A 20415-nucleotide genomic window follows, 5' to 3' on the forward strand; every position below is an offset into this window, starting at 1 on the left:
ACTGCTCTGAAGTCTGGGGAGTGCGGCTCACGGCATCGCCCTGCGGGCCGTCGCGAACCTGGGGCGGTTGTTGAGGTCGGGGTGGTCGGCCGCGTCGGCCCAGCCCCGTTCCTCGGTGAAGATCCACGGCACCTGGCCGCCCTGGGTGTCGGCGTGCTCGATGACGACGACGCCGCCCGGGCGCAGGAGCCGGTGTGCGGTCCGTTCCAGACCGCGGATGAGGTCGAGGCCGTCCTCCCCCGAGAACAGGGCGAGTTCGGGATCGTAGTCCCGCGCCTCGGGAGCGACGTACTCCCACTCGGTGAGCGGGATGTAGGGCGGGTTGGAGATGACCAGGTCGACATGGCCGTCGAGGTCGGGGAAGGCGTCCAGGGCGTTGCCCTGCCGCAGGTCGACCCGCGACCCCTCGACGTTCTTACGGGTCCACCGCAGGGCTTCCTCGGACAGCTCCACGGCGTGCACGCGGGAGCGCGGGACCTCCTGGGCCAGGGCGAGCGCGATGGCGCCGGAGCCGGTGCACAGGTCGACGATGCACGGCTCGACGACGTCCATCGCGCGTACGGCGTCTATGGCCCAGCCGACCACGGACTCGGTCTCGGGCCGCGGCACGAACACACCGGGGCCCACCTGGAGTTCGAGGTACCGGAAGTAGGCGAGCCCGGTGATGTGCTGGAGCGGCTCGCGCTGCTCACGGCGTGCGATGGTCTCCCAGTAGCGGGCATCGAAGTCCGCGTCCTTCACGGAGTGCAGCTCGCCCCGCTTCACGCCGTGCACGAACGCGGCGAGCTCCTCCGCGTCGTTGCGCGGCGAGGGCACGCCGGCGTCGGCCAGCCGCTGGGTGGCCTGGGCCACCTCTGCGAGCAGCAGGTTCACGCAAGTCCTCCGTGTCGTACTCGGTACTGGGTCGTGCGTAGGTACCTCTTTACGCGGCCGCCAGCTTCGCCGCCGAGTCCGCGTCGACGCAGGCCTGGATCACCGCGTCGAGGTCGCCGTCCAGGACCTGGTCCAGGTTGTACGACTTGAAGCCGACACGGTGGTCCGAGATGCGGTTCTCCGGGAAGTTGTACGTGCGGATCTTCTCGGAGCGGTCGACGGTGCGGACCTGGCTGCGCCGGGCGTCGGCGGCATTCCTCTCCGCTTCCTCCTGCGCCGCCGCGAGCAGCCTGGAGCGCAGGATACGCAAGGCCTGCTCCTTGTTCTGCAGCTGGCTCTTCTCGTTCTGGCAGGAGGCGACGACTCCGGTGGGAATGTGCGTGATGCGCACGGCGGAGTCGGTGGTGTTGACGGACTGCCCGCCGGGTCCGGAGGAGCGGTAGACGTCGATGCGGAGGTCGTTGGGGTTGATCTCGACGTCGACCTCCTCCGCCTCGGGGGTGACCAGCACACCGGCCGCGGAGGTGTGGATACGGCCCTGGGACTCGGTCGCCGGGACGCGCTGCACGCGGTGCACGCCGCCCTCGTACTTCATCCGGGCCCAGACGCCCTGGCCGGGCTCGGTGGCGCCCTGGCCGCCCTTGGTCTTCACGGCGACCTGGACGTCCTTGTAGCCGCCCAGCTCGGACTCGGTGGCGTCGATGATCTCGGTCTTCCAGCCGACGCGCTCGGCGTACCGGAGATACATGCGCAGCAGGTCGCCGGCGAACAGCGCGGACTCGTCGCCGCCCGCGCCCGCCTTGATCTCGAGGATGACGTCCTTGTCGTCGCTGGGGTCGCGCGGGACGAGGAGGAGCCGCAGCTTCTCCGTCAGCTCCTCGCGGGCCTTCTCCAGCTCCTTGACCTCGGCGGCGAACTCCGGGTCGTCGGCGCCCAGTTCGCGCGCGGTCTCGATGTCGTCGCCGGTCTGCTTCCAGGAGCGGTACGTGGCGACGATCGGGGTGAGCTCGGCGTAGCGCTTGTTCAGCTTGCGCGCGTTGGCCTGGTCGGAGTGGACCGACGGGTCGGCGAGCTTCGTCTCCAGGTCGGCGTGCTCACCGACGAGTTCCTCGACGGCCTCGAACATCTCAGGGCTCCTGTACTGCGGATGAAGGGGGAAGGCGGGCGACCAAAAACGCCGGTCCCGGCGCACTCCGAGGAGTGCGGCGTGGACCGGCGCTGGTGGCTCGCTACTTCTTGGCAGCAGCCTTGCCGAAGCGGGCCTCGAAGCGGGCCACACGGCCACCGGTGTCGAGGATCTTCTGCTTGCCCGTGTAGAACGGGTGGCACTCGGAGCAGACCTCGGCGCGGATGGCGCCGCTCTGGATCGTGCTACGGGTGGTGAACGACGCGCCACAGGTGCAGCTGACCTGCGTCTCGACGTACTCGGGGTGGATGTCGCGCTTCAAGGTGTCTCCTAGTTTCGGGAGGGCACCGGGTCGCCGCCGCGGGCTGCGGGGGCGTGAACCGGGGCCGACGTACCAGTCTGCCAGGACTGGCCGCATCCCCCAAAACGAGGGGGCCCCGCGATCTATTCCCAGCCCTCGGCAGAGGGTGTCCTACGACGTGACGACGCCCTTGGCCTGGCCCGTCGCGGTGCCTTCGGTGGCCGACTTCGGGATCGTCCGGTCGTTCTCCAGCGCCGTCCAGATCTGCTGGGCCTTGGTCTTCTGCACGAGCACGCGGTTGGGGTTCGCCGGGTCGTAGCGGACCGGCATCGTGACCATGGTCATGTCCGACGGGCTGATGTGCTTGAGGCCGCTCGCGAAGGAGACCAGGGAGTTGACCGAGCCGAGGTCGGAGTCGGTGGTGACGGCCTTGGTGGCGGTGTTCGCGAGGTCGTACAGCTTCTTGGGGCTGGTCAGCACGCCGACGCTCTTGACCTGCTTGACCAGCGCCTTGATGAAGGCCTGCTGGAGCTGGATACGGCCGAGGTCCGAACCGTCGCCGACGCCGTGCCGGGTGCGGACGAGACCGAGGGCCTGGGCGCCGGTGAGTTCGTGCGGGCCGGCCTTGAGGTCCAGGTGGCTGTCGGTGTCCTTGATGTCCTTGGTCGTGGTGACCGTGACCCCGCCGAGTTCGTCGACCAGCTTCTCGAAGCCGCTGAAGTCGACCTCCAGGTAGTGGTCCATGCGGATGTCGGTCATGGACTCGACGGTCTTGACGGCACAGGCCGCGCCCCCGGTCGTGTACGCGGAGTTGAACATGACGTCCGACGCGGCGTCGTGGTCCTTGCCGTCGGTGTCGGTGCACTCGGGGCGGTCGATCAAGGTGTCGCGCGGGATGGAGACCACGGTGGCCTTCTTGTGGCCTTCGTACACGTGGATGATCATCGCGGTGTCGGAGCGGGCGCTGCCGTCGTCGGTGCCGCCGCCGAGCTTCTTGTTGGAGCCGGAGCGGGTGTCCGAACCCAGGACGAGGATGTTCTCGGAGCCGTTGTCGACCTTCGTGGGCCGCTCACTGCCGAGGACCTGGTCGATGTCGACGCTCTTGATGTTGCCGTTGAGCTTGAAGTACAGGTAGCCCGCCCCGGTACCGCCCAGCACGACGATCCCCGCGGCGATCCAGGCCGTGATCAGCAGGCCTTTTCGCCCCTTGCTGCGGGGTTTGCGACGACGTCCTTTGCCACTGCCCTCGGCTGACATGCGCTCCTCGAATCTCGTCCGGTCGGTTACCCCCTGTTTTCAGGGTCAGACGTGGTCACAAAAAGACCCGTACCGCACCATGTTCGCTCCGCCTGGTCAGACGGCGAAACTCGAGAAAGGGTTGCACAACGTGCTGTGACCGCCACGTGAAGCAGCGGTCACAGCACGTCACAGAAGGATCAGGGCAAGCCCTGTTCACCAGCGGTTTCAGCCAAAGATGTCGTACTGCTGGAAACCGGTCCCCAGGCTGGCCCTTGTGGCAAAGATCTCGCTGGTCGCCTTGCCGGTGCCCTTGTACAGATAGAGCGTGCCGGCCGTGGTACGGGCCACGAGGTCGGCCCTGCCGTCGCCGGTGATGTCACCGACGGCGTCGAAGGCGTTGTAGCCGCTCCAGTTCGTGCGCACCTTGACCCGGGCGGCGAAGACGCCCGTGCCGGACTTGCCGGTGCCCTTGTACAGGTAGAGGTCGCCGGTGCTCTTGTTGCGGGCGAGGACGTCCGCCTTGCCGTCGCCGGTGAAGTCGCCGTGGCCGAGCAGCTGGTTGTACTGGCTCCAGCCGCCGCCGACCCGCACCCGGGCCGCGAAGCTGCCGTCGCCCTTGCCGGGGTAGATCCACAGGACGCCCGCGGAGTCGACGGAGAGCAGGTCGGGCTTGTAGTCGCCGGTGACATCGCCCGGGGTGACGATCCGGGTACGGGTCTTCCAGTCGGTGAAGACCTTCTTCGGGTCGGCCCAGGCCCCGCCGGTGGACGACGGGACGAACCGCAGCCAATAGACGTCACCGGTGGCGGAGACGCGGTACACGAGGTCCTGGTAGCCGTCCCGGTTCAGGTCGGTCTGCCGGACGAGGTTCACCCCGTTCCAGTCACCCCAGGACAGCCGGGCGGCGAGGGTGGTGCCCTTGGAGTCCAGCTCGTAGCCGACCTTGGTGGAGGACTTGCGCACCCACAGGTCGGCCTTGTGGTCGAAGCTGAGGTTGGTGTCGTCGACGCGCGGATAGGCGGCGCCGACGTACTTGCTGACCTTGGTGAAGACGCTGTAGGCGCCCTTGGCGACGCAGTCCGTCACGTTCCAGGAGACGACGCCGACGATCCGGCCGTTCACGACGAGGGGGCCGCCGGAGTCACCGCTGCAGATGGCGGTCGTACCGGAGTCGCGGCCGCTGGCGGGCGGTCCGGCGCAGGTCATGTGCCCCTTGATGAACCAGGAGCCGTAGGCCGCGGCGCAGGTCGCGTCCGACTTGATGGGCAGCGTGGCCGTCTTCAGCGTCGGGGAGACGGCGTCGCTGGTGGAGCTGGTACGGCCCCAGCCGTAGACCTTGGCGCTCTTGGCACCGGTCGTGGCGGGGTCGTACGAGGCGGTGTCGGTCGACGTCGTCATGCGGATGGGGGTGGCCTTGACGGGGGTCGCCAGGGTCAGGACAGCGATGTCGTTGTCGATGGTGTCCGCGTTGTACGACGGGTGGTACCACTGCCGCAGCACGCCCGTGGCGGTACCGCCGTGCAGGTCGCCGTCCTCGGAAAGGAGCTGGGTGGCCCCGGTGACAACGAAGCCGCCCTTGGCCCAGTCGGCGCCCTTGACGCAGTGCGCGGCGGTGAGGATCTTCGTCGGCGCGATCACGGCACCGCCGCAGAAGAAGCCGGTGTCGTCACTGGTGTCGGTGGTGCCCTGGTCGTCGGTGTACCAGAGCTGGGCCATCCACGGGGCCGAGCTGATGGTGGTCGTCGTACCGCCGATGATCATCGGCGAGATGGTGGTGTCGACCGTGCCACCGCTCGTCGGCGTCCGGGTCGCGGTGCGGGAGGTGTCCACGACCGCGGCTGCCTCGGCGACCCGCTGCTCCAGCTCGGCCTGCGACGGCGTGGAGGCGGTGGCGGCGGCCTTGACCGGTGCCTGCGGCTCGGGCACGACGGTGGCGGCGTTGGCCGACGTGGCCAGCAGCGCGGCGGCGGCCACGGCGACGGGCAGAGCGATCCGCAGCCGCCGTCTGTGGCGCCCGGTGCCTCCGGACATGGATATGCCCATGCAAGTCCCCCCTAGGGATCAGAAGTTCAGAGATCGAAAATTCGACCGAAGAGCGCGATCCTAAACCAAAGAGGACCGCCCCCCGGCAAAAGGGGACGGTCCTCTTCGCGAACGCTTGACGTCAGTCGCCGTTGCCCGGCGTGGGCGTCGTCTTCTGGATCTGCATCAGGAACTCGGCGTTCGACTTCGTCTGCTTCATCTTGTCGAGAAGCAGCTCGACCGCCTGCTGCTGGTCGAGGGCGTGCAGCACCCGGCGCAGCTTCCATACGATCCCGAGCTCGTCGGGAGCGAGCAGGATCTCTTCCTTACGGGTACCGGACGCGTCGACGTCCACCGCCGGGAAGATGCGCTTGTCGGCGAGCTTGCGGTCGAGCTTGAGCTCGGCGTTGCCCGTGCCCTTGAACTCCTCGAAGATGACCTCGTCCATGCGGGACCCGGTGTCCACCAGCGCGGTGGCGAGGATGGTCAGCGAGCCGCCGTCCTCGATGTTGCGGGCCGCACCGAAGAAGCGCTTCGGCGGGTACAGGGCGGTCGAGTCGACACCACCGGACAGGATGCGGCCGGAGGCGGGCGCGGCGAGGTTGTACGCACGGCCCAGACGCGTGATGGAGTCGAGCAGCACGACCACGTCGTGGCCCAGCTCCACCAGACGCTTGGCGCGCTCGATGGCGAGCTCGGCGACCGTGGTGTGGTCCTCGGCCGGACGGTCGAAGGTCGAGGAGATGACCTCGCCCTTGACCGACCGCTGCATGTCGGTGACCTCTTCCGGACGCTCGTCGACCAGGACGACCATCAGGTGGCACTCGGGGTTGTTGTGCGTGATCGCGTTGGCGATGGCCTGCATGATCATGGTCTTGCCGGTCTTCGGCGGGGCCACGATCAGACCACGCTGGCCCTTACCGATCGGCGCGACGAGGTCGATGATGCGGGTGGTGAGGATGCCGGGGTCCGTCTCCAGGCGGAGGCGGTCCTGCGGGTACAGCGGGGTGAGCTTGTTGAACTCCGGGCGGCCACGGCCGTGTTCGGGCGCCATGCCGTTGACGGAGTCGAGCCGCACCAGCGCGTTGAACTTCTCGCGCCGCTCGCCTTCCTTGGGCTGACGCACCGCACCGGTGACGTGGTCGCCCTTGCGCAGGCCGTTCTTGCGGACCTGGGCGAGGGAGACGTACACGTCGTTGGGGCCCGGCAGGTAGCCCGACGTACGGATGAAGGCGTAGTTGTCGAGGATGTCCAGGATGCCCGCGACCGGGATCAGGACGTCGTCCTCGTTGATCTGCGGCTCGCCCGCGCCACCGATCTCGTCACGGCCACGACGGCCACGGCGGTCCCGGTAACGGCCCCGGCGGCCGCGGCGGCCGCCCTCGAAGTCGTCGTCGTCCTGCGGACCGTTGTCGCGCTGCTGACGGTCCTGGCGGTCCGGACGGCCGCCGCCCTGCTGCTGGTTCTGCTGCTGGCGCTGACCGCCCTGGCCCTGCTGGTCGTCGCTCTTGCGACGGTCCCCGCGGTCGCCCCGCTCGCCGCGGTCACGGCCGCGGTCGCGGTCACGGCGGTCGCGGCGGCCTCGGCCGTCGCCGTCACCGGCGTCGCCCTGCGGCTGCTGCTGCGCCGGCGTCTCGGCCTTGGGCTCGCTCTTCGCCTCGGCCACGACCGTCTCGGGGCTGCCCGCGGGGGCGCCGGCGTCGGCGGTGGCGCGGCGACGACGGCGCTCCGCGGGAGCGTCGTCGCTGGCCGGCTGTCCGGGGATCTCGATCTGCTGCTGGGCCACGGCCTTCTCGGCAGGGGCCTCGGCCTTCGCCTCCGCCTTCTTCTCGGCGGCATCGCCCGTACGGGCCTTGGAGGTGGCGCGGCGCTTCGGCTTGGTCTCGGTGGCGTCCCCGGCGGGCGAAGACGCGGCCTTGGGAGCGGCGGCACCTCCCCCGGCCTGCGCCTCCTTGATGACCTCGATCAGCTGGCTCTTGCGCATACGCGCGGTGCCCCTGATACCGAGGCCGGATGCGACCTGCTGCAGCTCGGCCAGCACCATGCCGTCGAGGCCGGTACCGCGGCGCCGCCGGGAGCCGGCACCGGTGGCAGGCGCGGAGGCGTCCGTGGAGGGCGCGGCAGCGGTCTCCTCGACACGTGCGCCCATCAGATCGGTGGTGTCGCTCACGAAGGGTCCTTCCCTGGAGCGGACGTCGGCCTGTCTGGCTCGGCGACCGTTTGTGCTGTCCGACGTCGGTCCCATCCTTGTGGACCGTGCCGGGGCGGTGGTCCGCCTGAGTGGCGGAGGAATGTGGTGACGGCGCTTCCGAGAGCCGTGGCACTGAGTGTCCGTGTCACGTGGCTTGGTCACACCGGTTCCGGAGCGTGCCCGGCAAGTCGCTCAGTGCTCGCGTACGAGGTACTGCCCATGTACGTCGTACGGAACGCTGTGCGGCTTGGGAGGCTCCCGGAAGAATGTCTGTCCCGGACGGGGACGTGAAGCACCTCGCCATGGTGGGGTCGGGTGCAGACTTGAGATTAACACTACCGGATCCAACAAACATTCCCCCTCTCGAAATCCGGCACACGCCGGATCTCACATGTCACTGGCGGCCGCGAGCGGGAGCACACAGGCCCCCTGGGCGTCGAGCTCCAGCCGGTTGGCGGCCCAGCCCTCGCCCGCCAGATGGGCCACCTTGTCGGCGCTGTCGGCGTCGACCAGCGCGAGCACGGTGGGCCCTGCCCCTGAGATGACTGCCGGGACTCCGTCGGCCCGCAGCCGCTCCACCAGCGCGGCGCTCTCCGGCATGGCCGGAGCGCGGTATTCCTGGTGGAGACGGTCCTCGGTGGCCGGCAGCAGCAGCCCGGGGCGCCTGGTGAGGGCCTCGACGAGCAGCGCGGCACGGCCGGCGTTGGCGGCGGCGTCGACGTGCGGCACGGTGCGCGGGAGCAGTCCGCGCGCGGTCGCGGTCAGGACGGGCTTTCCGGGCACGAAAACCACCGGAACGATGGAATCGTCGGGCTCCAGCCGGATCGCCCGGGCGGCGCCGGCCTCCATCCAGGCGACCGTGAAGCCGCCCAGCAGACACGGGGCCACGTTGTCGGGGTGGCCCTCGATCTCGGTGGCGAGCTCCAGCAGCGCGGTGTCGTCGAGCCGGGCCTCGCCGCCTATGGTCACGGCGCGCGCGGCGACGATTCCGGCGCAGATGGCGGCCGAGGAGGAGCCGAGGCCCCGGCCGTGCGGGATGCGGTTGGCGCAGACGATCTCCAGGCCGCGCGGCTGGCCGCCCAGCAGGTCGAAGGCGGTGCGCAGGGAGCGTACGAGAAGGTGGTTTTCGTCACGCGGGAGCGTCTCGCTCCCCTCCCCCGCGATGTCGATGTGCAGCCCTGAGTCGGCCACCCGGACGACGACGTCGTCGTAGAGCCCCAGCGAGAGGCCGAGGGCGTCGAAGCCCGGGCCGAGGTTGGCGCTGGTGGCGGGGACGCGCACCCGGACGGCGGCGGCGCGGAATGCGGGACCGGCCATCTCTCGATGACTCTCCTTGAGCTGCGTGATTGTCGAATGACATTCGATGACGTACGAAGACCCGGCCGACCGCGGAGACGACGCGGCACCCCGCTGTACGCGAGGGCATATGCAGCGGGCGGGTTCGGTACAGCCTATCGAAGGAAGGTTCTGTGGCGACATAGGGCGCACAGGAGGCGCACGATGCGTGTCGTAAGCCCCCTGTGCCCCCCTCCTAGGGAATCCCTGCTCGGACGACGCGGACCTTGTCCTCAGGCCAGCCCGAGGCGCTCGGCCGCCGTGGCCGCGTCGACCGGGACGGTGACCGGCTGCGGGGCGCCCGCGACGGCCCAGTCGGGGTCCTTGAGACCGTTGCCGGTGACCGTGCACACGATCCGCTGGCCCGGGTCGACCTTGCCCTGCTCGGCGGCCTTCAGCAGACCGGCCACGGACGCGGCGGAGGCGGGCTCCACGAAGACACCCTCCTGAGCGGCCAACAGCCGGTAGGCGCGCAGGATCTCACGGTCCGTCACCTCGTCGATGAACCCGCCGGACTCCTCCTTCGCCGCGAGGGCGTACTGCCAGGAGGCGGGGTTGCCGATACGGATGGCGGTGGCGATGGTCGACGGGTCCTTGACGATCTCGCCGCGCACGATCGGGGCACTGCCGGAGGCCTGGAAGCCCCACATCCGGGGCGTCCTGGCGGCCACCCCGTCGGCGGCGTACTCCTTGTAGCCCTTCCAGTACGCCGTGATGTTGCCGGCGTTGCCGACCGGGAGGACGTGGATGTCGGGCGCGTCACCGAGCATGTCGACGATCTCGAAGGCGGCGGTCTTCTGGCCCTCGATGCGCACCGGGTTGACCGAATTGACCAGCGCCACGGGGTAGTTGTCGCTCAGCGCGCGGGCCAGGGTGAGGCAGTCGTCGAAGTTTCCGTCGACCTGGAGGATCTTCGCGCCGTGGATGAGCGCCTGGCCCATCTTGCCGAGCGCGATCTTCCCTCGCGGAACGAGTACGGCGGAGACCATGCCCGCGCGCACCGCGTAGGCGGCGGCGCTCGCCGACGTGTTGCCGGTGGAGGCGCAGATGACCGCCTTCGCGCCCTCCTCCTTGGCCCGCGTGATCGCCATGGTCATACCGCGGTCCTTGAAGGACCCGGTGGGGTTGGCGCCCTCCACCTTGAGGTGGACCTCGCACCCGGTGCGCTCGGAGAGCACCTGCGCGGGCACGAGGGGCGTGCCGCCCTCGCGGAGCGTCACGACCGGCGTGGTGTCGGAGACGGGCAACCGGTCCCGGTACTCCTCGATGATTCCGCGCCACTGGTGGGTCATTGCTCGTTACTCTCCTTCAACCCGCATGATGCTGGCGACACCCCGCACGGTGTCGAGCTTGCGCAACGCCTCGACGGTCCCGCCCAGGGCGGCGTCGGACGCGCGGTGCGTGACGACGACGAGAGAGGCCTCGCCGTCCTTCCCCTGCTGCCGAACGGTATCGATGGACACCCCGTGCTCGGCGAACACGGTCGCGACCTGGGCGAGAACACCCGGTTTGTCCGCCACGTCGAGGCTGATGTGGTAGCGCGTGACGACCTCACCCATTCCCGAGACGGGCAGGGCGGTGTACGCGGACTCACCCGGTCCGGTCGTGCCGCTGAGCCGGTTGCGGCAGACGGCGACGAGGTCGCCGAGGACGGCGGAGGCGGTGGGAGCGCCGCCCGCGCCCGGGCCGTAGAACATCAGCTGGCCGGAGGCGTCGGACTCGACGAACACGGCGTTGTACGCGCCGCGCACGGAGGCCAGCGGGTGGCTCAGCGGGATCATCGCGGGGTGCACGCGCGCGGTGACGGACTGCCCGTCCTCGGCGCGCTCACAGATGGCGAGCAGCTTGATGGTGCAGCCCATGTTCTTCGCGGAGGCGAAGTCGGCCGCGGTGACCTCGGTCATGCCCTCGCGGTAGACGTCGTCGAGACGCACGCGCGTGTGGAAGGCGATTCCGGCGAGGATGGCGGCCTTGGCGGCGGCGTCGAACCCCTCGACGTCGGCGGTCGGGTCCGCTTCCGCGTACCCGAGCGCCGTGGCCTCGTCGAGGGCCTCCTGGTAGCCGGCGCCCGTGGAGTCCATCTTGTCGAGGATGAAGTTGGTCGTCCCGTTGACGATGCCGAGCACGCGGTTCACCTTGTCGCCGGCGAGGGACTCGCGCAGCGGACGGATCAGCGGGATGGCACCGGCGACGGCGGCCTCGTAATAGAGGTCCTTGCCGTGCTGTCCGGCCGCGGCGTGGAGGGCGGCGCCGTCCTGGGCGAGGAGCGCCTTGTTGGCGGAGACGACGGAGGCGCCGTGCTCGAAGGCGGTGGTGATGAGGGTGCGGGCGGGCTCGATGCCGCCGATGACCTCGACCACGACGTCGATGTCCCCGCGTTTGACGAGGGCGGTGGCGTCGGTGGTGACGAGTTCCTGCGGAATGCCCTCACGGAGCTTGGAGGGCCGCCGTACCGCGACCCCCGCGAGCTCGACGGGGGCCCCGATGCGGGCGGCGAGGTCGTCGGCGTGCGTCGTCATGATGCGCGCCACTTCTGAGCCGACCACTCCACAGCCCAGCAGCGCCACCTTCAGCGGACGCGTACGCATCATCCGACCTCGTTTCCTCATACCGTCTACGGTGGGACCAGTCTCACTCACCGGACGGGAGTTTCTGCCCCTCGTCCGGATTATGAGACATCTATTTCATTTGTACGGGGGGCGAAGACCGTAGATCTTCCTCCTCCGCTTTTCCTTGTCCGCTTTCCTTGCCGCTTTCCTTCTCCGCTTTCCGGTCATCCGACGTCGAGCCGCAGAAGGTCCTCCTCCGTCTCACGGCGGACGATGACCCGGGACTCGCCCTCGTGGACGGAGACCACCGGCGGACGCAGCACGTGGTTGTAATTGCTCGCCATGGAACGGCAGTAGGCGCCCGTCGCCGGTACGGCGATGAGGTCACCCGGTGCCAGGTCGGCCGGCAGGAACGCGTCCTTGACCACGATGTCCCCGCTCTCGCAGTGCTTGCCGACGACGCGGGCGAGCATGGGCGCGGCGTCACTGGTCCTGGACACGAGGGCGACGGTGTACTCGGCGTCGTACAGCGCGGTGCGGATGTTGTCGGACATGCCGCCGTCGACGGAGACGTAGGTGCGCAGCCCGTCGAGGGGCTTGATGGTGCCGACCTCGTAGAGCGTGAACGCGGTGGGGCCGACGATGGCACGCCCGGGCTCGACGGAGATCCTCGGGGTCCGCAGCCTGGCGGCCTCGCACTCCCTCGTGACGATCTCGGTCAGCGCCTTGGCGATCTCGTGCGGCTCGCGGGGGTCGTCGTCGCTGGTGTAGGCGATGCCGAGGCCACCACCGAGGTCGATCTCCGGAAGCTCGACACCGTGCTCGTCACGGACGTCCTTGAGCAGCCCGACCACCCGATGTGCCGCGACCTCGAAGCCGGACATGTCGAAGATCTGCGACCCGATGTGGGAGTGGATCCCGATGAGCTCCAGACCGTCGAGCTTGAGCGCCCGCCGCACGGCCTCGGCGGCCTGTCCGCCGGCGAGCGGAATGCCGAACTTCTGGTCCTCGTGAGCGGTGGCGATGAACTCGTGGGTGTGAGCCTCGACGCCGACGGTGATACGGATCTGGACCCGTTGGCGCTTCCCCAGGCTCTGGGCGATGTGGGCGACGCGGACGATCTCCTGGAAGGAGTCGAGGACGATGCGTCCGACGCCGTTCTCGATGGCCCTGGTGATCTCTTCGCTGGACTTGTTGTTGCCGTGGAAGGCGATGCGGTCGGCGGGCATTCCTGCGGAGAGAGCGGTGGCGAGCTCGCCGCCGGAGCAGACGTCGAGGTTGAGCCCCTCTTCGTCCAGCCAGCGCACGACGGCACGGGAGAGGAACGCCTTGCCGGCGTAGAAGACGTCGGCATCGGTTCCGAAGGCACCGCGCCACGCCCGCGCCCGGGCCCGGAAGTCGGCCTCGTCGACGACGTAGGCGGGGGTGCCGTGCTCCTCGGCGAGGGTCTTGACGTCGATGCCGCCGACGGTGACGACGCCGTCCTCGTCACGGCCGACCGTCTGGGCCCAGACCTTGGGGTCGAGGGTATTGAGATCGGCGGGCGGCGCGGAGTAGTGGCCTTCGGGAAGGACGTCGGCGTGCCGGGGCCCGGCGGGATGTGCGGAACGGCTCATCTTCTTGACTGGCTCTCTAGAGGTGTTCGGGTGCGTCGATGCCGAGCAGGGACAGGCCACCGGCCAGCACCGCCCCGGCGGCTTCGGCGAGCGCGAGCCGGGCACGGTGGGCGGCCGAGGGTTTCTCCGCACCACGGGGAAGGACGGCGGCGAGAAAGGGGAGAACGGCATCGGCGACGGTGACGAGGTGCCGGGCCAGGCGGTCGGGGGCGTGGTGCGCGGCGGCCGCCTGGAGGACGCGGGGGTGATCGGCGAGGGCGTGCCACAGGGCGGTCGTGTCGTGAGTGTCCTGTACGACGGTTTCCGGTGCGGCTGCCTGTGTGCCCCGTAGGCCTGTGTCCCCGGGCTCGGCGTGGAAGCCCAGGTCGGCGGCGTTGCGGGTGAGCGCCCGGGTGCGGGCGTGGGCGTAACGGACCCGGAAGAGAGGGTTGCTCTCGCGCTGGACCAGGTGATCGGCGGTGATGCGGGGCCGGTCGTGGAGGGCGGGGTGGAGAAGGGCCCAGCGGGCGGCGTCCCGGCCGAGGGGGGTGGGGTCGGCGGGGGGCGCCGCCGGTACGGGGCGCAGGTTGACGTCGACGTCGAGGGGAGCGGGGGCGTCGGGGGTCGCCGGTACGGGGCGCAGGTTGACGTCGAGGGGAGCGAGGGCGTCGGGGGTCGCCGGTACGGGGCGCGCGTTGACGTCGGAGGGGGCGGGGGCGTCGGGGGTGCCGTACGCGTCGATGTCGACGCCGAGGATGTCGGCCCACTCGGGCTCAGGCCTGCCGGCACAGCTGGTCCGGACGAGGGTGCCCTGGGAGCGGAGGATGCGGGCGACGGCGTCCATGACGACGACGGCGCGGACCTCGTGGGGGGCGTGCAGCTGCACGAGGCGGTCGGCGGGCCGGTCGGTGGGCCGGTCGGTGGGCCGGTCGGTGTGACCGTACCGGTGACCGCTCTGCAGGATCTCCCGCACGAGGGCCGTCTCGGTCCCCCGCAGGCTGATGTTGAGGAACCCGGGTCCGGTGACGACGACCGCGCTGATGCCGTCCGTCCGGACGAGGCGCTCCCGGAGGATCTCGGCGACCCGGAGCGGCGGCTGCCCGGCGGGCCGGGCGAGCTGGAGGGCGACGCTGGTGGCGTAGTCACCACAGCCACCGGGCCCCGGGGGCGTGACGCTCGTCTGCCCCGGCACGGCCACGTCCAGCTCCCCGTCGTCGACAGCACGACGCACCGCGCGCAGCACGGTACGGGAGAGCTCGACGGGGGTCACGGGACAAGCGTAGGGGAGGAGGGGGGTGGGAAGGCGAGCGGGTTTGGGCGGGAGTCCGGGATGTGGACGGTCGAACTTTCGCGGGCGGGGGGTCAAGGGGGATAGGGAATGTCCGCCCTACGGGGAGGTCGGTGTGTGTCACTGAGAACCGCTGTCCCAAGGTGCTGTGATCAGCCGCCGGCGCGACCGGCCCGCTCGGCCTCTCCGCCCCCGAGGACACCACCGACCAGTCGACCGTCCTCGACGTCGGGACCGGGAACCCGCCCTTGCGCGCTCTCCTCCATCAACTGCCGTACGAGCCGCACGAGTTCGGCGGGCTCGAAGGGCTTGGCGAGGAAGGCGTCGACGCCGGCGTCGAGACCGCTGTCGACCTCGTGCTGCGTACAGGCACTGACGATGGCGAGGGGAAGGTGAGCCGTCCGGGGGTCGGAACGCAGCCGCGCGGCGGTCCGCAGACCGTCCAGCCGGGGCATGACCACATCGAGGGTCACGACATCGGGCCGCACCTGATGAACAACATCCAGACACTCGACACCATCGGCCGCGGTCACGACCTCGAGACCCTCCAGCTCGAGATTGACCCTGATCAACTGCCGGATGACCTTGTTGTCGTCCACAACAAGCACCCGACCCGACGCGCCTGGCACAACTCGAGAGTAGGTGCGGACCGGCCACCGCGTCCGGGTTTTCCCCACTTCCACCCCGCCCGGGAACCCACACCGGGGCGCCGCCACGAAACCCGTTCCTGATCACCCCGAGGGAGCTGGTAGTGTTCTACCCGTCGCCGCGAGCCACCAACTCCGCGCCTGACACGCCCCCGTAGCTCAGGGGATAGAGCAACGGCCTCCGGAGCCGTGTGCGCAGGTTCGAATCCTGCCGGGGGCACTCGCCAGTCAGCCAGCGTGAATCATGCGCTGACCAGTGCGGATGCCGACATGAGAGAGCGGGAGTCAGTCTCACTGACTCCCGCTCTCTCTCGTTGTCTCTCAGCGTTCACGCACTATCTGCGATACACGCGCTACACCCTCGTGTCGGCAGCCGACCATGACCGGCTTCCTAAACCATCGACGCTTCCAGGCACTTTCTGTCATCATCCAACAATGGCCGCAAATCAGGAACCATCATCTCGCTCGGCCAGAAAACGCATGCTACCCACGAAACAAACCGAGCGAGCTGCCGTCAACGCGACAAGGGCATTCTTGGAGGATCATGAGTGCGTTGTCCAGGAGGTGGATACCGGCAATGACTACGGGAAAGATCTTCTCGTGGACCTCACCGAGAATCTTGAGATAACCGGCGAGTCCATAGCCATCCAAGTAAAGGGGGGCGCCAGTTTCTTCCGAGCAGGAAATTGGGGAATTCCCGCCAAGTCGGCGGATTTGCGCCTATGGCTCGATTCATCCATACCAATTTTCGGATTAGTGCACGATCCCGCCACGAACGAGATTCACTGGATGAACCTCAGTGCCTACGTGCGCGAGGACATGGTGGCTTACCGCGAGTTTAGACCGACGGGAAAAAGCGGGGGCGGCGCAGCGAACGAACTGACAGGCCACTTCTTAGTTTTCCCGAAGAAACAGATACTCAACCATGAGACGTGGCCGCATTTCCGAGAATCCGCACGAGCTTACTTGGTGAGATCCGGAGGGCACACTCTTCTCAACCTCGTAGACGTCGACCCGTGGAAGCAGGAAGCAGCGGTGGCGGACTGCTTCGCGCTGGGACGCGGAGACGCGCGGGCGCTCCTGATGCTAAGGCAATTGATCGAGCGACTTCCAGGACCAGCTCTGTGCCTAGCTGCGAGAGTGCTCTCCCACTGCATCAGCCACCCCGATATTTTCTGGCACGAAGGTAACTGGATCCCACAACGCACCCGAAAATCAATTGCCTCGACTTTCTCGTGGACGCCTCGGGAAATCTTCCACACGATCAGGGAAGTAGATTCGCAAGACGAGCCAGAAAAGTGGCAAAGAGGGTCCAGCGGACAATGCCTTTTCCTGCTCCTACTCACGGACGAAGAACTTACCGCGAAACTTCCCGAGGCGGTACAGATAGCCTGTTCAGCAGACGAGACGCAAGCTGCCGTCATCATGCTTTATCTATATCAATACCGCATGGCGACTGAATCCAAGCCGAAAGAACAGCTACTGGAAGCGATCGAAGAGATCGTGGACGCCAACCCGAAACTCGCAGACGAACTCCTGACTTGGGAGCTCCACGGGGTCATCACAGAGCACGGATCGGCAGATATCTTCTAGGAACAGCAGTGATTTGGGGAAACGATGACCTTCCCCAAATCACTGGGCGCTAGTCCCCGTCTTCTCTCAGCGCCAAGTCAATTCGGGCATTAGCCATTTCCTCGTGGCCATCGATGCAGACGTGGTACCGGCGGTGGATCACCTCGGGTGAGTTGCCGACCCGTCGGGCCACTTCCGCGATCGGCACCCCGGCATTCAGCCACCGCGTGATGCAGGCGTGCCGCAGATCGTACGGGCGGCCGGCCAACGGTGAGGCGACGCGCTCAGGCGGGAGGGCGTACTCGCGCGCTTCCTCCCACACTCGCCAGTAGGTGGATACGCCGTTTTTTGGGTGCCTGGTGACGCGGTGACGCAGAGCTTCCCTACTTAGGAAAAAAGAGGGGGGTGGTTCTTACTGGTGCAGTGCGCCTCAGATCGTGAAGAACGAGCCGCTTCGCGGCGCGACTATGGGCAGCGGCTAGCCGCCGAAACAGCAAGAAGAGCACCCCGCGCCCGCCCTGGTGCTCTTCTTGCTTGCGCAGAACGCAACCACGGCTCTTCAGAGGGGGCGGACGTGGTGCGCCGGCCCCGGGCGCCCCTCCTGAAGAGCCGTGGTTGGCCACACAGAGCGGGAGGGGCCCGGCGGCGCGCACCCATGCCTGCCGTCTGCCCCTTGGAAGGCTCTCGGACGCCTTCCAAGGGGGCATCCCCAGCCCCGTAGGCGGACCCGCGCGAGCGCAGCGAGCCGCCAAGGGACGCGCGGCCGTAGGCCGCTCCTTCTTGCTCTTCCTCAGCAGCCGACCACCCCATATGGCGGGGCCGACCGGCTAGCAGCGCCCCCCAGAGACGCCTCACGAGCCGGATTCCACATAGCATTCCTCGGCGCCGAGCTTCTTGAAGAGATCTCTCTGCTCACTTCCAACCGCGCTGGTTTCTTCCAGCGCCTCATCAAAAAGATTCTCGACCTCACCTTGATCAACAGTATTCCGCAGATCGTACGCAATCTGAAAAATCATTTCACTGCTGCGATCAAGGCTAGCAACGAGCTTATCAACCTCCTCTTTATTTCCTTTTGGCCTTCCAATCCCACTCAGACCAGCTTTACCCTGCCGCACTCTATCACCCAATTGATCCAACTCGCGTGCGACCTTTTCCCGCTGACTCTGAAACTGGCTACTCGAAAGTGAATCTGACTCATACGCAAATTGCTGGAAAGAATTCCACGTACTGAGCGCCGAGGATAGATTGAAGGATCTATCGCAGACTGCATTAGCCTTGGTCCGCCAGTCGGCAAGCGAGATCTCCTTGGGGCCCCAACGGTCCACTACAAGTAGCACTCCGGCTAGGACGCCAGCAGCACTCGCCGCCACACCCATCCATGTCACAAGGCGCCTTGACAGACTCTTCGATGGGGGCTCTTCGTCAGTTTCAGCTCGCCTTTCGTCCATGCGGTCATGCATCCCAACGCGTCGCCACTCATTATCCGGGGAGGCAACATTTCCCTCGTTCGCCCTGAAGACTCCTTCTCAGCCATGCGGTCCACGACCCACGGCTCTTAGGCAAGCTCGTCCACGCGCGGGGGTTGCCCGGAGTTCCGGTGGTAGCGCGCTCGACAAGAAGGCGCCTTGGTGCCCCTCTCCGAGGCGCCGCACGGCTCGATTCCGGGGATCTGCCCAGACGGCTCGCTAACCGCTAACGTGCTGGTCACCAGCGGTTTTGGTCGCTAGCGGGGTCGCTAACGTTAGCGGTCCCTGCCGCTAGCGCTAGGGGCTCTTCAGGGGCCCGAGCCGAGCTGTCTGCGGGCCGTCCGAGGGTGGCCGTAGCCGCTACCGCTACCCCTTCCCGCTACCCCAACCAGCGCTCCGACCTGCACGGTAGCGGCGGTAGCGGAAGTAGCGCCCCCTGGAGGAGGGGGCGGCGGACGCAGGACGGCGGGAGCTCCCAGCGACCGTAGGCGCCTGAGGGTCGCCCGCCCGAAGGGCGGTCCTTCCTGCCCTTCGGGCCGTCGCACGACGGCCCGGCAGATGCCCTTTACCCGCCCTACCTCGCAGCACAGAGGGCACTACCTGCCCCTCTACCGGGGTAAGGCCCCCCGTCTACCCAACGGCCCTCACGGAGTGCCGCTCCGGTCCGGCTGTACGGCACGGCGGAGCGGGGCGGATGCGGGACGCCCCCCTCTACCCGACTCCACAGCCGGGGTCCCAAGCAGTAAGCGGAATCTCTTCGGAGGCAGCCCAGGGAGGCAGAGACACCCGCTGGCGGTGGCCCTCAGAAGGGGGTTTCTCGGGATTGACCTGCACGCCTCCCCGCCTCCCTGATCGTTGATCTATGCAGGTCAGATACGGAGAGGCAGCCCAGGGAGGCACTCAGGGAGAACTCCCCGCCTCCCTGGCGCCTCCCCGTGGAAACGGAATGCTTTCGGCGCCTTTCGGAGGGCGCGTCGTCGCGCCCGTGGGCCCGCCGGGCGCGTCGTCGCGCCCGTGGGCCCGCCGGGCGGGCGTTTCACGGAGTCGCGACATCTGTCGCTCCAACTCCGCTTCGCACTATCTGCGATACACAAGCGCATCGCCCGAGTCTCGTGATCAAGGAATCCGATGGTCAGAGCCCATACGCAAGCTCAACTCTGCTTGTGCTCCGGAGCCGTGCCGTGCCCCGGTAGCGCCGGCTGCCTGCGCTCCGGCCAGCTGTGCACACAGCGACGTATCGCGCCCCTTGCGGAACGCCGAACGGCGGCCAGAGCCGCGACAGGACGTCGGCGACTTCAGCCAAGCGACTAGCGCGACCTGCATAGGCCTTCGTCAAGCCCACTTCATGATCAGAAGCATCTGACCTGCATATTTACTGGAAAGTTCGATCATCACCAACGGTGCGGGACTGAGGGCTTGACGGCAGTGCTACCTTGGTACCAGAACAGGTACCAGATTGGAGTTGACCATGCCTGCACTGAACGTCACTTTCACTGACGACGAGATGGCCACGCTCCGCGACCAGGCGGCAAAGGAGGATGTCAGTATGAAGGCACTGGCGCACGACGCCGTCCTGGCTGAGGTCCACCGGCGCAAGGTGACCGCTGCCGCTATCAGGACTGCCCGTATCTCCGCAGGCCTGAACAAGCGCCTCGCCAACAAGTAAGGAACCTCCGCCATAACCGAGTACCTGGACGCCAACGACGTCATCCAGATCGCGGAGATCACCCTTGGCGGCCAAGTTGGCGTACGCGACTGGGGGCTACTGCAAAGCGCCGTCGGTCGCCCTCAGACCAGCGTGTTCGGCGAGGATGCCTACCCGACGCTCTTCGAAAAGGCAGCAGCTCTGCTGCACTCCATCTCCAGCAATCACAGCCTGGTAGACGGGAACAAGCGCACTGGGTGGGCATCCGCCATCGTCTTCCTAGACATCAACGGACATCCGCTGAAGGAACCTCTGGACGAGGACGCGGCTGAGGAGTTCGTGTTGGCAGTGGCCCAGTCTCAGTTGTCGAACCCGGAGATCGCTGGCCGCTTGCAGGGATTCGTTGCTTAGCAGACCCAGCCAAGCCTCGACACACTGAGCGTTTTCAACTCGGCCATCGATCGGGTGACGCCAACAGGGTGCGCAACGCACGAGGCTCCCGTGCCGTTGGGGGAGGTGTTCGAAGTCTCAACCCACAGGCACAGGAGCCGCGTTGGTTCCGGTAT

Annotated in this window: 16 protein-coding genes, 1 tRNA gene and 1 pseudogene; 4 read left to right on the forward strand and 14 right to left on the reverse strand. The window is 67.8% G+C overall.

Going from position 1 to position 20415, the window contains the following annotated elements:
- Nucleotides 1-27: 27 nt before the first annotated feature.
- From prmC to AQJ46_RS46520, 12 genes are all read right to left on the reverse strand, one after another.
- Nucleotides 28-873, reverse strand: a complete 846-nt coding sequence (gene prmC / locus AQJ46_RS46465) for a peptide chain release factor N(5)-glutamine methyltransferase (protein WP_031040661.1) — start codon at nt 871-873, stop codon at nt 28-30.
- 49 nt (nt 874-922) lie between these two features.
- Nucleotides 923-1999 (reverse strand): peptide chain release factor 1, encoded by a 1077-nt coding sequence (gene prfA / locus AQJ46_RS46470; RefSeq protein WP_057612087.1) that lies wholly within the window; start codon nt 1997-1999, stop codon nt 923-925.
- Between the two features lie 103 nt (nt 2000-2102).
- Nucleotides 2103-2321, reverse strand: coding sequence for a 50S ribosomal protein L31 (rpmE, locus tag AQJ46_RS46475; protein ID WP_059211395.1), 219 nt, complete (start codon nt 2319-2321; stop codon nt 2103-2105).
- Between the two features lie 150 nt (nt 2322-2471).
- Complete coding sequence (locus AQJ46_RS46480) at nt 2472-3557, reverse strand: LCP family protein (RefSeq protein ID WP_059211396.1); 1086 nt, start codon at nt 3555-3557, stop codon at nt 2472-2474.
- 207 nt (nt 3558-3764) lie between these two features.
- Entirely contained in the window at nt 3765-5582 is a 1818-nt protein-coding gene (locus AQJ46_RS46485; RefSeq protein WP_225887609.1) for a trypsin-like serine protease, read from the reverse strand.
- 121 nt (nt 5583-5703) lie between these two features.
- Nucleotides 5704-7731: a transcription termination factor Rho gene (rho, locus tag AQJ46_RS46490; protein ID WP_059211398.1), complete on the reverse strand. Its 2028-nt coding sequence runs from the start codon at nt 7729-7731 to the stop codon at nt 5704-5706.
- A gap of 408 nt (nt 7732-8139) precedes the next feature.
- The gene (gene thrB, locus AQJ46_RS46495; protein ID WP_059211399.1) at nt 8140-9069 is read right to left on the reverse strand and encodes a homoserine kinase; all 930 of its coding nucleotides are present in this window, start codon (nt 9067-9069) and stop codon (nt 8140-8142) included.
- 251 nt (nt 9070-9320) lie between these two features.
- A complete protein-coding gene (gene thrC / locus AQJ46_RS54925; RefSeq protein ID WP_057612092.1) occupies nt 9321-10379 on the reverse strand; it encodes a threonine synthase in 1059 nt (352 codons plus the stop codon).
- Between the two features lie 6 nt (nt 10380-10385).
- Nucleotides 10386-11678, reverse strand: a complete 1293-nt coding sequence (locus tag AQJ46_RS54930; protein ID WP_059211400.1) for a homoserine dehydrogenase — start codon at nt 11676-11678, stop codon at nt 10386-10388.
- 182 nt (nt 11679-11860) lie between these two features.
- A complete protein-coding gene (lysA, locus tag AQJ46_RS46510; RefSeq protein ID WP_057612094.1) occupies nt 11861-13252 on the reverse strand; it encodes a diaminopimelate decarboxylase in 1392 nt (463 codons plus the stop codon).
- Nucleotides 13253-13268: 16 nt separating this feature from the next.
- On the reverse strand, nt 13269-14501 hold the full coding sequence (gene nrtL, locus AQJ46_RS46515) for an ArgS-related anticodon-binding protein NrtL (protein WP_059211401.1): 1233 nt from the start codon (nt 14499-14501) through the stop codon (nt 13269-13271).
- A 170-nt stretch (nt 14502-14671) separates the two neighbouring features.
- A complete protein-coding gene (locus AQJ46_RS46520; RefSeq protein ID WP_079072772.1) occupies nt 14672-15196 on the reverse strand; it encodes a response regulator in 525 nt (174 codons plus the stop codon).
- A gap of 118 nt (nt 15197-15314) precedes the next feature.
- Between AQJ46_RS46520 and AQJ46_RS46525 the strand changes: the two genes are divergently transcribed.
- Nucleotides 15315-15386: transfer RNA gene (locus AQJ46_RS46525), tRNA-Arg, on the forward strand.
- Nucleotides 15387-15601: 215 nt separating this feature from the next.
- A complete protein-coding gene (locus AQJ46_RS53445; RefSeq protein WP_159064191.1) occupies nt 15602-16759 on the forward strand; it encodes a DUF4365 domain-containing protein in 1158 nt (385 codons plus the stop codon).
- 49 nt (nt 16760-16808) lie between these two features.
- On the opposite strand, the pseudogene AQJ46_RS57970 reads toward AQJ46_RS53445, so the two are convergent.
- Both AQJ46_RS57970 and AQJ46_RS55800 read right to left on the reverse strand, forming a co-directional pair.
- Nucleotides 16809-17081: pseudogene (locus AQJ46_RS57970) on the reverse strand (tyrosine-type recombinase/integrase); the annotation flags it as partial.
- Between the two features lie 508 nt (nt 17082-17589).
- A complete protein-coding gene (locus AQJ46_RS55800) occupies nt 17590-18114 on the reverse strand; it encodes a hypothetical protein (RefSeq protein WP_159064192.1) in 525 nt (174 codons plus the stop codon).
- A gap of 1558 nt (nt 18115-19672) precedes the next feature.
- On the opposite strand from AQJ46_RS55800, the gene AQJ46_RS46530 reads away from it, so the two are divergent.
- A complete protein-coding gene (locus AQJ46_RS46530; RefSeq protein WP_059211403.1) occupies nt 19673-19870 on the forward strand; it encodes a hypothetical protein in 198 nt (65 codons plus the stop codon).
- 24 nt (nt 19871-19894) lie between these two features.
- Nucleotides 19895-20260, forward strand: a complete 366-nt coding sequence (locus AQJ46_RS46535) for a type II toxin-antitoxin system death-on-curing family toxin (protein WP_225887610.1) — start codon at nt 19895-19897, stop codon at nt 20258-20260.
- Nucleotides 20261-20415: the final 155 nt, after the last annotated feature.

Source organism: Streptomyces canus, from assembly GCF_001514145.1.
Classification (GTDB): domain Bacteria; phylum Actinomycetota; class Actinomycetes; order Streptomycetales; family Streptomycetaceae; genus Streptomyces; species Streptomyces canus.

Bases quoted from the DNA above. Each gene is read 5' to 3' on its own strand.
- prfA (WP_057612087.1), bottom strand. From the start codon at position 1,999: ATGTTCGAGGCCGTCGAGGAACTCGTCGGTGAGCACGCCGACCTGGAG.
- AQJ46_RS46480 (WP_059211396.1), bottom strand. From the start codon at position 3,557: ATGTCAGCCGAGGGCAGTGGCAAAGGACGTCGTCGCAAACCCCGCAGC.
- AQJ46_RS46530 (WP_059211403.1), top strand. From the start codon at position 19,673: ATGCCTGCACTGAACGTCACTTTCACTGACGACGAGATGGCCACGCTC.
- lysA (WP_057612094.1), bottom strand. From the start codon at position 13,252: ATGAGCCGTTCCGCACATCCCGCCGGGCCCCGGCACGCCGACGTCCTT.
- thrB (WP_059211399.1), bottom strand. From the start codon at position 9,069: ATGGCCGGTCCCGCATTCCGCGCCGCCGCCGTCCGGGTGCGCGTCCCC.
- AQJ46_RS55800 (WP_159064192.1), bottom strand. From the start codon at position 18,114: ATGGGTGTGGCGGCGAGTGCTGCTGGCGTCCTAGCCGGAGTGCTACTT.
- AQJ46_RS53445 (WP_159064191.1), top strand. From the start codon at position 15,602: ATGGCCGCAAATCAGGAACCATCATCTCGCTCGGCCAGAAAACGCATG.
- thrC (WP_057612092.1), bottom strand. From the start codon at position 10,379: ATGACCCACCAGTGGCGCGGAATCATCGAGGAGTACCGGGACCGGTTG.
- AQJ46_RS54930 (WP_059211400.1), bottom strand. From the start codon at position 11,678: ATGATGCGTACGCGTCCGCTGAAGGTGGCGCTGCTGGGCTGTGGAGTG.
- AQJ46_RS46485 (WP_225887609.1), bottom strand. From the start codon at position 5,582: ATGGGCATATCCATGTCCGGAGGCACCGGGCGCCACAGACGGCGGCTG.